Here is a 15,560-nt window from a genome sequence, read left to right as displayed (position 1 = left end):
CTCCTGTTTAAGTTAAGACTTGGACTGTTCAGGTTGGCTACCGCTTGCGGCTTGCTGGTTATTATCCGCGGTAATCTCCTGGGCTTTTACCTGCGCGCCAGGACGTACTTTTTGCAACCCAGTGACAATCACGCGGTCGCCCGGCTTAAGTCCATCAGTGACTAACCATTTATCGCCAATCGCTTGTGCGGCGACAATTTGACGCATTTCAACTTTGTTATCTGCACCGATAACCAAGGCACTGGCATCACCACGCGGTGTGCGGGTAACGCCTTGCTGCGGAACCAGTAATGCAGTTGGGTTAGTCCCTTCTTCCAGACGAGCACGGACGAACATTCCCGGCAGTAAGGTGTGATCCGGGTTAGGGAAGATTGCGCGTAACGTAATCGAACCGGTGGTTTGATCTACCGTAACATCGGAAAATTCCAGCGTACCGGCCTGCGGGAACTTAATGCCGTCATTGGTCACCAGCTCGACTTTCGCTTTACCGTTCTCTTGCTTCAGCGTGCCGTTGGCCAACTCTTGTTTCAGGCGCAGGAAATCGTTACTTGACTGCGTCACGTCCACATAGATAGGGTCCAACTGCTGAACGGTAGCCAGTGCGGTCGCCTGACCGTTTTGCACCAGAGCACCTTCCGTAACGGATGACTTACCAATGCGGCCGCTGATCGGCGACGTCACTTTGGTATAGGCCAGATTGATGCGTGCAGTTTCTACCGCGGCTTTCGCGGCGACGACGGCGGCGTTCGCCTGCTGTGCGTCTGCCAGCGCGCTATCGTAATCCTGTTGACTGATGTACTTAGTACCCAACAGTTTCTGATAACGTTTAACCGTCAGTTGAGCGATATTTGCTGCGGCTTGTGCTTTGGCCAGATCGCCTTTTGCGCTCTCATAAGCGGCCTGATAAGTCGCAGGATCAATCTGATAGAGAGATACACCCGCTTCGATGTCACCACCTTCCGTGAAATTACGTTTCAGGATGATGCCGCTAACCTGAGGACGAACTTCAGCAATGCGATACGCACTGGTGCGACCCGGGAGTTCGGTTGTTATCTGTAGAGGTTCAGTTTTGAGCGTAACAACTCCAACCTCTGGCATCTGCTGGCCCCCTTGTTGGGCCTGTTTGTCGTCACATCCTGTTAGCGCTAAGCTGCCTGAGAGCATCAGAACGACTGCCAGAGGCGTTAACCCTCTGTTTTTGTTCATATGTAAACCTCGAGTGTCCGATTTCAAATTGATCAATGGCTTAAAGCCCATAAACCCATTGCTGCGTTTATATTATCGTCGTGCTATGGTACATACATTCACAAATGTATGTAAATCTAACACCTGTAAATTCACTGACCTATGGCACGAAAAACCAAACAACAAGCACAGGAAACACGACAGCACATTCTCGATGTTGCTCTGCGTTTGTTTTCGCAACAAGGGGTATCATCCACCTCGCTTGCGGAGATCGCAAAAGCCGCTGGTGTCACGCGCGGCGCAATCTATTGGCATTTCAAAAACAAATCGGATTTATTCAGTGAAATTTGGGAGCTAGCAAAACCTAACATTGATGAGTTAGAGACTGAGTATCAAGCAAAATTCCCCGACGATCCACTATCAGTATTAAGAGAAATTTTAATTTACGTTCTTGAAGCTACCGTGACAGAAGAACGTCGACGTTTGTTGTTGGAAATTATATTCCACAAATGCGAATTTGTCGGGGAAATGGCCGCTGTTCAGCTAGCTCAACGCAGTCTGTGTATTGAGAATTACGACCGTATCGAACAAACATTGCGGCACTGCATGAATGCCAACATGCTGCCGGAAAATCTGAACACGCGGCGCGTGGCGGTGCTGCTGCGTAGCTATGTTACCGGAATTATAGAGAACTGGTTATTTGCCCCTGAATCTTTTGATCTGAAAAAAGAAGCGCGTGAATACGTCGCAGTGCTGTTGGAGATGTGTCTTCTCTGCCCAAGCCTGCGGGTTAATGTGGCGAAATCCTGCTAACTTTTGCGGTCTGAACCAGGAATTATCCTGGTCGTTTTGCCTGCTGCTATTCTGCCGCTCACAGCCGTGATATTCTTGCCGCTTGACTATTTCCGGTCACTTTTCCGGTTCAGAAACGTTCATTCTCATGACTATGTTGCAGCTCTATAAACGTTCACAGCATCTTATTGCTATTACCTTTCTTTTCTTCATTCTATTGCTTTCTTGCCAGTCGTCAGCATTTGCACGGGCGCAACAGAGTGGAGATCTGCCGACGAAAGCGGATATTCAGAGCCAACTGGACGCGCTGAATAAACAAAAAGATCTCTCCGCGCAGGATAAGCTGGTTCAGCAGGATCTGACCGATACCATCGCCACGCTGGATAAAATCGATCGCGTGAAAGATGAGACCGTACAGCTTCGGCAGAAAGTTGCCGAGGCGCCGGAGAAAATGCGTCAGGCGACGGATGCGCTAAATTCGCTCAGCGATGTTGATAATGACGATGAAACGCGAAAAACGCTGAGTACGCTCTCCTTACGCCAGCTGGAGTCGCGCGTGGCGCAGGTATTGGATGACCTGCAAAGCGCGCAAAACGATTTGGCCGCTTATAACAGCCAACTGGTATCACTGCAGACTCAGCCAGAGCGCGTGCAAAATGCGATGTACACCGCGTCGCAGCAAATGCAGCAAATCCGCAATCGGCTTGATGGTAATAACGTGGGTGAGGCGGCGTTGCGCCCCAGCCAGCAGGTCCTGCTGCAGGCACAGCAGGCGCTCTTGAACGCGCAGATCGATCAACAACGTAAAAGCCTTGAAGGTAATACGATTTTGCAGGACACCTTGCAAAAACAACGCGATTACGTGACGGCAAACAGCAATCGTCTTGAACACCAGCTCCAGCTCCTGCAAGAAGCGGTAAACAGCAAACGACTGACGTTAACCGAAAAGACGGCGCAGGAAGCGGTATCGCCTGACGAAGCTGAGCGTATTCAGTCTAATCCGTTAGTGAAGCAGGAACTGGACGTCAACCATCAGCTTAGCCAGCGTCTAATCGCCGCGACCGAAAACGGCAATAACCTGATGCAGCAAAACATTAAGGTCAAAAACTGGCTCGATCGCGCGCTGCAATCCGAACGCAATATTAAAGAGCAGATCGCTGTCCTGAAAGGCAGTCTGCTGCTGTCACGTATTCTGTACCAGCAGCAACAAACGCTGCCGTCGGCAGATGAGCTTGCCGATATGACTAACCGGATCGCCGATTTGCGTCTGGAGCAGTTCGAGGTCAATCAGCAACGTGACGCCCTGTTCCAGAATGATGCGTTTGTCGCCAAACTGGAAGAAGGGCACAGCAGCGAAGTCAACGGTGAAGTTCATGATGCCCTGCTGCAGGTCGTGGATATGCGCCGGGAGCTGTTGGATCAGTTGAATAAGCAACTGGGTAACCAGTTGATGATGGCGATTAACCTGCAAATCAACCAGCAGCAGTTGATGAGCGTGTCGAAAAACCTGAAAGGGATCCTCACCCAGCAAATTTTTTGGGTTAACAGTAACCGCCCAATGGACTGGGACTGGATCAAAGCCTTCCCGCAAACGCTGAAAGACCAGTTTAAGTCGATGAAAATCACGGTGAACTGGGAAAAAGCCTGGCCAGCGGTATTTATTGCCTTCCTCGCAGGGTTGCCGCTGCTGCTCATCGCCGGGTTAATCCGCTGGCGTTTGAAATGGCTGAAAGAATATCAGGCGAAATTAGCCGCTGCGGTAGGCAACCTTCGTAATGACAGTCAGCTCAATACGCCAAAAGCGATACTGATCGATCTCATCAGAGCGCTGCCGGCCTGTCTGATTATCCTCGCCGTGGGTCTGATTCTGCTTACCATGCAGCTGAATATCAGCGACCTGCTGTGGGCGTTCAGTAAGAAGATGACCGTCTTCTGGCTGGTGTTTGGTCTGTGCTGGAAGGTGCTGGAAAAAGATGGCGTGGCGATACGCCATTTTGGCATGCCTGCAAAGCAAACCAGCCACTGGCGTCGTCAGATTGTGCGTATTAGCCTGGCGTTGTTACCGCTTAACTTCTGGTCGGTTGTTGCTGAACTGTCACCGCTCAATCTGATGGACGATGTGCTTGGTCAGTCCGTCATTTTCCTCAACCTGTTGCTGATCGCCTTCCTGGTATGGCCAATGTGCCGTGAAAGCTGGCGTGACAAAGAGTCGCATGGTCTGCGTCTGGTCACCATTACCGTGCTGTCTATTATCCCTATCGCATTGATGGTGCTGACGGCGACAGGGTATTTCTATACCACGCTGCGCTTGTCGGGGCGCTGGATTGAAACGGTTTATCTGGTTATTGTCTGGAACCTGTTGTATCAGACGGTACTTCGCGGGTTGAGCGTAGCGGCGCGGCGTATCGCCTGGCGTCGTGCGTTAGCGCGTCGTCAGAACCTGGTGAAAGAAGGGGCGGAAGGCGCGGAACCGCAAGAAGAACCGACCATTGCGCTGGAGCAGGTTAACCAGCAAACCTTGCGTATCACCATGCTGGTGATGGTTGCCCTGTTTGGTGTTCTGTTCTGGGCAATTTGGTCCGATCTGATCACCGTGTTCAGTTACCTCGACAGCATTACGCTCTGGCATTATAACGCGACAGAAGCGGGGGCCGCAGTGGTGAAAAGCGTCACCATGGGCAGCCTGCTGTTTGCGATTATTGCGTCAATGGTCGCGTGGGCGCTGATCCGTAACTTACCCGGCCTGTTGGAAGTATTGGTGCTCTCGCGACTGAAGATGCGCCAGGGGGCGTCGTATGCGATCACCACCATTCTTAACTATGCGATCATCGCCATCGGTGCGATGACGGTCTTCGGATCGCTCGGCGTCTCGTGGGATAAACTACAGTGGCTGGCCGCAGCTTTGTCGGTTGGTCTTGGTTTTGGTTTGCAGGAGATTTTCGGTAACTTTGTTTCCGGTCTGATTATTCTGTTTGAGCGCCCGGTACGTATCGGCGATACCGTGACCATCGGAACATTCTCGGGAACGGTCAGCAAGATCCGTATCCGTGCCACCACTATTACCGACTTTGATCGCAAAGAGGTGATCATCCCGAACAAAGCCTTTGTGACGGAGCGTTTGATCAACTGGTCGCTTTCCGATACCACTACGCGTCTGGTGATCCGCATTGGTGTGGCCTACGGTTCGGATCTGGAGAAAGTGAAGAAAGTGCTGCTGCAGGCGGCGATGGAACATCCGAAAGTGATGCACGATCCGGAGCCAGCGGTGTTCTTTACCGCCTTCGGTGCCAGCACGTTGGATCATGAGCTGCGTTTATACGTGCGTGAACTGCGCGATCGTAGCCATACGGTTGACGAACTTAACCGTGCGGTCGATCGTTTGTGCCGTGAAAATGACATTGATATCGCCTTTAACCAGCTCGAAGTGCACCTGCATAATGCGAAAGGGGACACTGTGACCGAGGTTAAGCGTGACATCATCAAGGGTGACGATCCGACGCCTTCGGTAGGTTAATAGAAAAAATCATCAGGCCTGCGAGCTTTCATTCATTCGTAGGCCTGATAAGTGCAACGCTATCAGGCATTTCAGCTATAGCGCTTTTTTAGAAGAAGAGAGCTGCTTCCTTTCGTAATCCCGTTTAATAATCTCTAGCGCCTTCAGCACGGTCTCAGGCGCAACCTGATTTTCCTCAAGTAAAACAATCAGGTCGACGGCCAGTTTGACCTCGTCCGGGGCGTTCTCTAATGACATAAATTCTCCGGGGATTAGCGGGTTAAACGCGCCAGCACATTTTCTATTCTTGCCAGTGCATGACGACAGCGCGCGAGTCGCGCTTCGAATGCTTCTACTTCACGATGCAGCTTTTGCTGTTCTTCAAAGCCAGTAGCCTGAGCCAGGCGCTCTTTGCGTTCACGCGTCATTTCAACCAGCCGGCGTTCAAATTCCTGGTGTTGAACCCGCTTGCGCTGCCAACGCGCCAGACCGGGAGAGGCGCAGTCCCACTCTCTGAGCGACCAGCTGGTGGTTTCGCGTGAAATCGCCTCTAACTGTGAGGCAAGATGTTCCGCAAGCCAGCTAATTTGTGGTAGTTGTTGCTGATCAACCGCGCGGCGTAGGGCCTTAAGATTTTCTTCTGCTTCATCCAGACACGCCTGCAGCAACGTACTGCGAGTGTGAAACAGATGCCTGTCAAAGCGGGCGCTCAGCGTTGTATGGTGCGCCAACGGGGCACAACGCTGCCGCAGGCGGTTAAGCTGGTTTTCGAGCGTCTGTAGCAGCATGACGGTTTTCACGACAACACTCCGATGAAAATGAGAACTGTTATGCTAAAGTAGCGATTCTCTGTGTTAAGTACTCATATTATGCAACGCATTATTCTAATCATCATTGGCTGGCTAGCGGTAGTATTAGGAACGCTGGGCGTGGTATTGCCGCTATTACCCACGACGCCATTTATCCTGTTGGCTGCCTGGTGTTTTGCCCGCTCATCGCCGCGTTTTCACGATTGGCTGCTGTATCGTTCGTGGTTCGGCGGGTATCTGCGCCATTGGCAAAAACACCGCGCGATGCCGCCGGGCGCAAAGCCGCGCGCTATTTTGCTGATATTGATTACGTTTGGTATTTCACTGTGGCTGGTCAATATGATGTGGGTACGCGGCCTGCTGCTGGTTATTCTCGCCTGTTTACTGATTTTTATGTGGCGGATCCCGGTGATTGATGAAAAACAACAAAAGCAATAAAGCGCAATAATCGCTGTTGCAATTGTCGCTCACAGCCAGTAAATTCGACCGTTTTCGAGCACAGGCGCAGGTGGTCAAAGGTTAAGCAAATGTAACCCTGGCCCTTAATATAGACACAAAATCATTCAAGACACGTCGAGGATGAAGTGTATAGTGCGCCGTGAAGTAATACCGAATTAATCAGGCACAAACTTATGACCGCGACTGCACAGCAGCTTGAGTTTCTCAAAAATAGCATCAAAAGCATCCACGACTACCCGAAACCGGGCATTCTTTTTCGCGATGTCACCAGCTTACTGGAAGACCCGAAAGCCTACGCCCTCAGCATTGAATTGCTGGTTGAACGCTACAAAAATGCGGGTATCACTAAAGTGGTTGGCACCGAAGCGCGTGGCTTCCTGTTTGGCGCGCCGGTAGCATTGGGTCTGGGCGTCGGCTTTGTTCCGGTACGTAAACCCCGCAAGCTTCCGCGTGAAGTGATCGCCGAGAGCTATGAGCTGGAATACGGCACCGATCAGCTGGAAATCCACGTTGATGCCATCAAACCGGGCGATAAGGTCCTGGTAGTGGACGACCTGCTGGCAACCGGCGGCACGATTGAAGCCACCGTGAAACTGATCCGCCGTCTGGGTGGCGAAGTGACCGATGCTGCTTTTATCATTAACCTGTTTGACCTGGGCGGCGAACAGCGCCTGGAAAAACAGGGGCTGACCTGTTATAGCCTGGTTCCGTTCCCGGGCCACTAAGTCGGCTATCTCATCTCGGCTGAAGTAATACCGAGACACACAACCTCGCCGTCGCTGCGAGGTTGTGTTAGCATTATCCTCCTGTGAATCCACCCTCCAGCCTTTCAGAGCCTGCCAATGAGTTATCAGGTCTTAGCCCGAAAATGGCGCCCCCAAACCTTTGCTGACGTCGTCGGCCAGGAACATGTGCTGACGGCACTGGCGAACGGCTTGTCGTTAGGGCGTATTCATCATGCTTATCTGTTTTCCGGCACCCGTGGCGTCGGAAAAACCTCTATCGCCCGTTTACTGGCGAAGGGACTAAACTGTGAAACCGGCATCACCGCCACGCCGTGCGGCGTGTGCGATAACTGCCGTGAAATTGAGCAGGGGCGTTTTGTCGATCTGATTGAAATCGATGCCGCCTCACGCACCAAAGTCGAAGACACCCGCGATCTGCTGGATAACGTTCAGTACGCGCCTGCGCGCGGTCGCTTCAAGGTCTATTTGATCGACGAAGTGCACATGCTGTCGCGCCACAGCTTTAACGCCTTACTGAAAACGCTCGAAGAGCCACCTGCGCACGTTAAATTCCTGCTGGCGACCACCGATCCGCAGAAGCTGCCGGTGACTATCCTGTCGCGCTGTCTGCAATTCCATCTTAAAGCGTTGGATGTTGAACAGATTCGCCATCAGCTTGAGCATATCCTCAAAGAAGAGCATATCGCCCATGAGCCACGCGCCTTGCAACTGCTGGCCCGCGCCGCGGACGGCAGCCTGCGCGATGCGCTGAGTCTGACCGATCAGGCGATTGCCAGCGGCGATGGTCAGGTGTCGACCGACGCAGTGAGCACCATGCTCGGCACATTGGACGATGACCAGGCACTCTCGCTTGTTGAAGCGGTTGTCGCGGCTGACGGCGAACGCGTTATGACGTTGGTGAACGATGCCGCCGCACGGGGTATTGAATGGGAAGCGCTGCTGGTTGAGATGTCGGCTTTGCTGCATCGCATTGCTATGGTACAACTTTCGCCCGCTGCGCTCGGCAGCGATATGGCCGCCATTGAACAGCGTATGCGCGAACTGGCGCGAATCGTGCCGCCAACCGATATACAGCTTTACTATCAAACCCTGTTAATTGGGCGCAAAGAACTGCCGTATGCGCCGGACAGACGAATGGGTGTCGAAATGACGCTACTGCGTGCGCTGGCTTTTCATCCGCGCATGCCGCTGCCGGAGCCTGAAGTCCCACGCCAGTCGTTTGCCCCCGTCGCGCCCACTGCGGTGATGACCCCGACGCAGATATCACAGCAGCCTGCGCCAGCGCAGCAGCAACAGAATGTGCCGCTCTCTGATGCCACCAGCCAGGTGCTGGCGGCGCGCAGCCAGCTGCAACGCGCTCAGGGAGCATCCAAACCAAAAAAGAGTGAACCGGCAGCCGCTTCCCGCGCGCGGCCGGTGAATAATGCTGCGCTGGAAAGACTGGCTTCGGTGTCGGAACGCGTTCAGGCGCGCCCTGCAGTTTCTGCGCTGGAAAAAGCGCCAGCGAAGAAGGAAGCGTATCGCTGGAAAACGACCAATCCCGTAGCCGAAGTCAAAGAAGTCGTTGCCACGCCGAAAGCGCTGAAAAAAGCGCTTGAGCATGAAAAAACGCCGGAACTGGCGGCAAAACTGGCGGCAGAAGCCATTGAGCGTGATCCCTGGGCTGCTCAGGTGAGCCAGCTTTCGCTGCCTAAACTGGTGGAGCAGGTGGCGCTGAATGCCTGGAAAGAAGAGTATGGCAACGTGGTTTGCCTGCACCTACGTTCCACACAACGGCACCTTAATTCCAGCGGCGCGCAGCAAAAACTGGCCGAAGCATTGAGTACCTTAACGGGGTCAACGGTTGAATTGACCATCGTTGAAGATGATAATCCAGCGGTGCGCACGCCGCTGGAGTGGCGTCAGGCCATTTATGAAGAGAAACTCGCGCAGGCGCGTGAGTCGATTATTGCGGATAATAACATTCAGACGTTGCGTCGTTTTTTCGATGCAGACCTGGACGAAGAGAGTATTCGCCCCATTTGATCGTCAGCCTGATGGTTGGACGGTCGTCATCCCTTAACGTGATTGAGAGAGAAGCCTATGTTTGGTAAAGGCGGTCTGGGTAACCTGATGAAACAGGCCCAGCAGATGCAGGAAAAAATGCAGCAGATGCAGGAAGAAGTCGCCAAGCTGGAAGTGACCGGCGAATCTGGTGCGGGTCTGGTAAAAGTGACTATCAACGGCGCGCACAACTGCCGTCGCGTGGAGATCGATCCAAGCCTGCTGGAAGACGACAAAGAGATGCTGGAAGACCTGGTTGCTGCGGCATTCAACGACGCGGCGCGTCGCATTGAAGAGACGCAGAAAGAGAAGATGGCTTCTGTTTCTTCCGGAATGCAGCTGCCGCCTGGCTTTAAGATGCCGTTCTGATGCAAACCAGCCCGCTGTTAACTCAGCTTATGGAAGCACTGCGCTGTCTGCCGGGCGTTGGCCCGAAGTCTGCGCAGCGCATGGCGTTCACGCTACTTCAGCGCGATCGCAGCGGCGGGATGCGTCTGGCGCAGGCGTTAACGAAGGCGATGTCGGAAATCGGCCACTGTGCCGATTGCCGCACCTTCACAGAGCAGGACGTCTGTAACATCTGTTCGAACCCGCGTCGTCAGGAAAATGGTCAGATTTGCGTGGTGGAGAGTCCGGCGGACATCTATGCCATTGAGCAAACCGGCCAATTTTCTGGACGTTACTTCGTGCTGATGGGGCACCTGTCACCGCTGGACGGTATTGGCCCTGATGATATCGGGCTGGATCGTCTCGAACAGCGACTGGCGTCTGAGCAAATCAACGAACTGATCCTCGCGACCAATCCCACGGTCGAAGGAGAGGCGACCGCCAACTATATTGCTGAGCTTTGCATGCAGTATGGCGTTGAAGCCAGCCGTATCGCCCATGGCGTACCGGTCGGCGGCGAGCTGGAAATGGTCGACGGCACCACGCTGTCGCACTCTCTGGCCGGGCGTCACAAGATTAAATTCTGAACAAACGGAGGCCGCGACGGCGGCTTCCGCTTGAAATCTTTCCCGCTTGTCCCCATTTCACCCTCAACGTGTTTTTACCATTGAAAATGGCATTGTTGAGGTAGATCTACATGAAAGGACAAGAAACTCGTGGTTTTCAGTCAGAAGTAAAACAGCTTCTGCACCTGATGATCCATTCTCTGTATTCCAATAAAGAAATCTTCCTGCGTGAGCTTATCTCTAACGCCTCAGATGCAGCAGACAAGCTGCGTTTCCGTGCACTGTCTAACCCGGATCTGTACGAGGGTGACGGTGAACTGCGCGTGCGTGTTTCCTTCGATAAAGATAAGCGTACGTTGACCATTGCTGATAACGGCGTGGGGATGAACCGTGATGACGTCATCGATCATCTGGGGACCATTGCGAAATCCGGTACCAAATCTTTCCTCGAATCCATGGGCTCCGATCAGGCGAAAGACAGCCAGTTGATCGGTCAGTTCGGGGTTGGCTTCTACTCGGCGTTTATCGTGGCTGATAAAGTGACCGTACGTACCCGCGCGGCGGGCGACAAGCCTGAGAACGGCGTGTTCTGGGAATCTGCGGGCGAAGGCGAGTACACCGTTGCCGATATCACCAAAGACGATCGCGGCACCGAAATCACTTTGCATCTGCGCGAAGGTGAAGACGAGTTCCTGGATGACTGGCGTGTACGTTCCATCATCAGCAAATATTCCGACCATATCGCGCTGCCGGTAGAGATCGAAAAATCCGAAGAGAAAGACGGCGAGACCGTGGTTTCCTGGGAAAAGATCAACAAGGCGCAGGCGCTGTGGACGCGTAACAAGTCGGAAATCAAAGACGACGAGTACAACGAATTTTACAAGCATATCGCCCACGACTTTACTGACCCGCTGACCTGGAGCCACAACCGTGTGGAAGGTAAGCAGGAGTACACCAGCCTGCTGTACATTCCGTCGCAGGCGCCGTGGGATATGTGGAACCGCGATCACAAGCATGGTCTGAAACTGTACGTTCAGCGAGTGTTCATCATGGACGACGCCGAGCAGTTTATGCCGAACTATCTGCGCTTTGTGCGCGGTCTGATAGATTCCAACGATTTACCGCTGAACGTTTCCCGCGAGATCCTGCAGGACAGCACCGTCACCCGTAACCTGCGCAGCGCGCTGACCAAACGCGTGTTGCAGATGCTGGAAAAACTGGCGAAAGATGACGCCGAAAAATACCAGACCTTCTGGAAACAGTTCGGCCTGGTGCTGAAAGAAGGTCCGGCGGAAGACCACGCCAATCAGGAAACTATCGCTAAGCTGATGCGCTTCGCGTCTACGCACACAGACTCCTCCGCACAGACCGTGTCGCTGGAAGACTATATCTCCCGCATGAAAGAAGGGCAGGAGAAAATCTACTACATCACTGCAGACAGCTACGCGGCGGCGAAGAGCAGCCCGCACCTGGAACTGCTGCGTAAGAAAGGCATTGAAGTCCTGCTGCTTTCTGATCGCATTGATGAGTGGATGATGAACTACCTGACCGAGTTCGACGGCAAGCCGTTCCAGTCCGTTGCGAAAGCCGACGAGTCCATCGATAAACTGGCGGATGAAGTGGACGAGAGCGCGAAAGAAGCGGAAAAAGCGCTGACACCGTTCGTTGAACGCGTGAAAACCCTGCTGGGCGATCGCGTCAAAGAAGTGCGTCTGACCCACCGTCTGACTGACACGCCGACCATCGTCACCACCGATGCGGACGAAATGAGCACCCAGATGGCGAAACTGTTCGCTGCTGCGGGTCAGGCCGTACCGGACGTGAAATATATCTTTGAACTTAACCCGGACCACGTGCTGGTAAAACGCACGGCGGATACCCAGGACGAAACGCAGTTTAAAGAGTGGGTTGAACTGCTGCTGGATCAGGCTCTCTTCGCCGAACGCGGCACGCTGGAAGATCCTAACCAGTTCATCCGTCGTATGAACCAGCTGCTGGTGTCCTGATCGTCATCATCTAATGCCGGATGGCGCTAACGCTTATCCGGCCTACGATTAAAAAGATATTGTAGGCCGGATGAGGTGTTTACACCGCCATCCGGCAATTTCACTCCTTATTTTCAATTTTCCCTCCATTAACCGTTTCAGCGTCGGGCGTCTTCCTTGAGCCAATTGCGTGATGGTGGTATCGTTTAGCGCTTTTTAAAAAATATCGACAACCTTTAAGGGGATTTTCGTAATGCGTATCATTCTGCTTGGCGCTCCGGGCGCGGGTAAAGGAACTCAGGCTCAGTTCATCATGGAGAAGTATGGTATTCCGCAAATCTCCACCGGTGATATGCTGCGTGCCGCCGTGAAATCTGGCTCCGAGCTGGGCAAACAAGCGAAAGACATCATGGACGCCGGTAAGCTGGTGACTGATGAGCTGGTGATCGCGCTGGTAAAAGAGCGTATTGCTCAGGAAGACTGCCGTAATGGTTTCCTGCTGGATGGCTTCCCGCGTACTATTCCGCAGGCTGACGCCATGAAAGAAGCAGGTATCAACGTGGACTACGTTCTGGAGTTTGACGTACCTGACGAGCTGATCGTTGACCGTATCGTGGGCCGTCGCGTACACGCTGCTTCTGGCCGCGTTTACCACATCAAATTCAACCCGCCTAAGGTTGAAGGTAAAGACGACGTGACTGGCGAAGAACTGACTACCCGTAAAGACGATCAGGAAGAGACGGTGCGTAAGCGCCTGGTGGAATACCATCAGATGACCGCGCCGCTGATCGGCTACTACTCTAAAGAAGCGCAGGCGGGTAACACCAAATACGCGAAAGTAGACGGCACTCAGGCCGTGGCTGACGTGCGCGCAGCGCTGGAAAAAATCCTCGGTTAAGTTTTAGCGCAGTCAATGCCGGATGGCGGTGTAAACACCTTATCCGGCCTATGATTTTTTTGTAGGCCAGATAAGCGCAGCGCCATCAGGCAAATTCATGTCTTACCTCTCGCAGCAATTAGTTCTTCTTCATCACTTTTCCGCTACAATTATCAACAATTTGAATCGATAAGAGGCGGTAATGCGTCAGACGAAAACCGGTATCCTGCTGGCAAACCTCGGCACTCCCGATGCCCCCACTCCTGAAGCTGTTAAACGCTACCTGCGCCAGTTTTTAAGCGATCAACGTGTAGTCGATACTTCCCGCCTGCTGTGGTGGCCGTTGCTGCGTGGGGTGATCCTGCCGCTGCGTGCGCCACGCGTGGCAAAGCTGTACCAGTCAATCTGGATGGAAGACGGTTCGCCGCTGATGGTCTACAGCAAGGCACAACAGCAGGCGCTGGCACAACGCCTGCCCAATACGCCTGTTGCGTTGGGCATGAGCTACGGCTCGCCTTCGCTTGAGTGCGCAGTCGACGAACTGTTGGCAAGTGGCGTTGAACACATTGTCGTGTTACCGCTGTACCCGCAATATTCCTGTTCGACGGTGGCGGCGGTGTGGGATGAACTCGCGCGTATCCTGGCGCGTAAACGCAGTATTCCCGGCGTCTCTTTTATTCGTGATTACGCCGATGACAGTGCCTATATTGACGCGCTGGCAAAAAGTGCCCGTGACTCCTTCGCCAAACACGGCGAACCCGATTTACTGCTGCTCTCCTACCATGGGATTCCACAACGTTACGCCGACGAAGGCGATGACTACCCTCAGCGCTGTCGCGATACGACACGTGAGCTGGTCTCTGCGCTTGGCCTGCCGCCGGAAAAAGTGATGATGACCTTCCAGTCGCGTTTTGGTCGCGAACCGTGGCTGACGCCGTATACCGACGAAACGTTAAAAATGCTGGCGGAGAAAGGGACCCGACATATCCAGGTTATGTGTCCGGGCTTTGCGGCAGATTGCCTTGAAACGCTGGAAGAGATCGCGGTGCAAAACCGGGAGATTTTCCTCGAGGCTGGCGGCCAGCAATATGAGTATATTCCGGCGCTGAATGCCACACCGGAACATATTGAAATGATGGTCAAACTGACCGCTGCCTATCGTTAAAGTTGTGCTTTGAAGTAACGCGCGCCCTCCCGCAACGCATCGTCGGCGGTTTTCATCATCCGCGAGTAGTGCAGGAAGGCGTGCAGCGTGCCGGGGTACATTTTGTACTGGCAGGGCTGCTGATGCGTCTGTAACGTCTGAAATAATAAGCGGCTGTCGTCAATCAACGGATCGAACTCCGCGCCGGCGATAAAACATGGCGGCACGTCGCGCGTCAGGTCGTTATTGAATAAGCAATAATACGGCGACTCGCGATCGTCGGCGCTACGCAGGTACGCGTTTTCGTACATCTGCAGATCCTCCCGCGATAAACCATCCCATGCTCCGCCCATCAGCCGTCGGCTGGGCGAATCCTGCAGGCCGTAAAGTCCATACCACAGCAGTACGCCTGCGACCTTGCCGCAGGCAATCTGTTTGTCCCGCAGCCACAACGCGCTGGCAAGCGCCAGCATCGCGCCAGCGGAATCACCGGCAAAACCAATATGATCCACATTCAGAGAATAGTCGCCCGCGTGCTGGTGATAATACTGACAGACGGCGACAATCTCCTCGATGGCTTGCGGGAAACGAGCCTCCGGCGAGAGCGAATAGTCGATGCCAATTACCGTGCACTGCGTGTAAAGCGCCAGTAAGCGCATAATGCGATCGTGAGTATCCAGATTACCAAGAATGAAACCGCCGCCGTGCAGATAATACAGCGTGGCCTGACTATGGGGTTGCGGAGAATAAATTCGCGTGGCAACGGGGCCGCGCGCGGTAGAAATGACGCATTCCCGGGTGTTCATCTGCGGGGCATCGGCATTCCACAATTGTCGTTCGTGGATATAGTGTTGGCGTTGGGCCACGATGTCATCGGCGGCGGGCCAGGGCGGCAGATCGTCGCGATGAAAATTCACCACGGTTTTCATTTCGTCTGAAATTCTGTCGAGTACGGGGATCTTATTTTCCGGCTTCATAAACGCTCCTTGTGAAGGTGATTTATTGTAGAAATTACCCCCGTATAAACTGCGATCCCACCGTCCGATATTGAAACTCAGCGCCGCATCGCATGCA

General features: G+C 53.5%; 14 protein-coding genes and 1 other annotated feature. Of the genes, 10 read left to right on the top strand and 4 right to left on the bottom strand.

Annotated features, from left to right (window positions below):
* Positions 1-12 precede the first annotated feature (12 nt).
* On the bottom strand, positions 13-1,206 hold the full coding sequence (gene acrA, locus FDX04_RS10930; RefSeq protein ID WP_038638348.1) for a multidrug efflux RND transporter periplasmic adaptor subunit AcrA: 1,194 nt from the start codon (positions 1,204-1,206) through the stop codon (positions 13-15).
* Positions 1,207-1,347: 141 nt separating this feature from the next.
* On the opposite strand from acrA, the gene acrR reads away from it, so the two are divergent.
* Positions 1,348-1,998, top strand: a complete 651-nt coding sequence (gene acrR / locus FDX04_RS10925; RefSeq protein ID WP_137370920.1) for a multidrug efflux transporter transcriptional repressor AcrR — start codon at positions 1,348-1,350, stop codon at positions 1,996-1,998.
* A gap of 127 nt (positions 1,999-2,125) precedes the next feature.
* Positions 2,126-5,491 carry a mechanosensitive channel MscK gene (mscK, locus tag FDX04_RS10920; protein ID WP_137370919.1) on the top strand — a complete coding sequence of 1,122 codons (3,366 nt, stop codon included), beginning with the start codon at positions 2,126-2,128 and terminating at the stop codon, positions 5,489-5,491.
* Positions 5,492-5,566: 75 nt separating this feature from the next.
* Here mscK and rsmS read toward each other — a convergent pair whose 3' ends face one another.
* Positions 5,567-5,728 carry a pleiotropic regulatory protein RsmS gene (rsmS, locus tag FDX04_RS10915; protein WP_064507026.1) on the bottom strand — a complete coding sequence of 54 codons (162 nt, stop codon included), beginning with the start codon at positions 5,726-5,728 and terminating at the stop codon, positions 5,567-5,569.
* A 14-nt stretch (positions 5,729-5,742) separates the two neighbouring features.
* Entirely contained in the window at positions 5,743-6,270 is a 528-nt protein-coding gene (priC, locus tag FDX04_RS10910; protein WP_042310045.1) for a primosomal replication protein N'', read from the bottom strand.
* Between the two features lie 69 nt (positions 6,271-6,339).
* Between priC and FDX04_RS10905 the strand changes: the two genes are divergently transcribed.
* The 8 genes from FDX04_RS10905 (at position 6,340) to hemH (ending at position 14,507) form a co-directional block, all read left to right on the top strand.
* The gene (locus tag FDX04_RS10905; RefSeq protein ID WP_038638360.1) at positions 6,340-6,717 is read left to right on the top strand and encodes a DUF454 family protein; all 378 of its coding nucleotides are present in this window, start codon (positions 6,340-6,342) and stop codon (positions 6,715-6,717) included.
* Positions 6,718-6,911: 194 nt separating this feature from the next.
* Positions 6,912-7,463: an adenine phosphoribosyltransferase gene (gene apt / locus FDX04_RS10900; protein ID WP_006685676.1), complete on the top strand. Its 552-nt coding sequence runs from the start codon at positions 6,912-6,914 to the stop codon at positions 7,461-7,463.
* A gap of 117 nt (positions 7,464-7,580) precedes the next feature.
* Positions 7,581-9,509 carry a DNA polymerase III subunit gamma/tau gene (gene dnaX / locus FDX04_RS10895; protein WP_137360424.1) on the top strand — a complete coding sequence of 643 codons (1,929 nt, stop codon included), beginning with the start codon at positions 7,581-7,583 and terminating at the stop codon, positions 9,507-9,509.
* Positions 8,842-8,906, top strand: a sequence feature (DnaX frameshifting element). (Overlaps the previous gene by 65 nt.)
* A gap of 57 nt (positions 9,510-9,566) precedes the next feature.
* On the top strand, positions 9,567-9,896 hold the full coding sequence (locus FDX04_RS10890) for a YbaB/EbfC family nucleoid-associated protein (protein WP_003021764.1): 330 nt from the start codon (positions 9,567-9,569) through the stop codon (positions 9,894-9,896).
* Positions 9,896-10,501 (top strand): recombination mediator RecR, encoded by a 606-nt coding sequence (gene recR, locus FDX04_RS10885; protein WP_003021767.1) that lies wholly within the window; start codon positions 9,896-9,898, stop codon positions 10,499-10,501. The genes FDX04_RS10890 and recR overlap by 1 nt, the downstream gene beginning before the upstream one ends.
* Positions 10,502-10,611: 110 nt before the next feature.
* Positions 10,612-12,486, top strand: a complete 1,875-nt coding sequence (htpG, locus tag FDX04_RS10880; protein ID WP_137360425.1) for a molecular chaperone HtpG — start codon at positions 10,612-10,614, stop codon at positions 12,484-12,486.
* 232 nt (positions 12,487-12,718) lie between these two features.
* Positions 12,719-13,363 (top strand): adenylate kinase, encoded by a 645-nt coding sequence (gene adk, locus FDX04_RS10875; RefSeq protein WP_003021773.1) that lies wholly within the window; start codon positions 12,719-12,721, stop codon positions 13,361-13,363.
* Positions 13,364-13,544: 181 nt separating this feature from the next.
* Positions 13,545-14,507: a ferrochelatase gene (gene hemH, locus FDX04_RS10865; RefSeq protein ID WP_079225183.1), complete on the top strand. Its 963-nt coding sequence runs from the start codon at positions 13,545-13,547 to the stop codon at positions 14,505-14,507.
* Here hemH and aes read toward each other — a convergent pair.
* Positions 14,504-15,463: an acetyl esterase gene (aes, locus tag FDX04_RS10860; RefSeq protein WP_137370918.1), complete on the bottom strand. Its 960-nt coding sequence runs from the start codon at positions 15,461-15,463 to the stop codon at positions 14,504-14,506. The two genes, hemH and aes, sit on opposite strands and share 4 nt — an antisense overlap.
* Positions 15,464-15,560 lie beyond the last annotated feature (97 nt).

The sequence above is a fragment of the Citrobacter sp. wls615 genome, from assembly GCF_005281355.1.
In the GTDB taxonomy this organism is placed as follows: domain Bacteria; phylum Pseudomonadota; class Gammaproteobacteria; order Enterobacterales; family Enterobacteriaceae; genus Citrobacter; species Citrobacter werkmanii.
The sequence above is the reverse complement of the archived record's forward strand: the minus strand, read 5'-3'. Positions and strand labels throughout refer to the sequence as shown.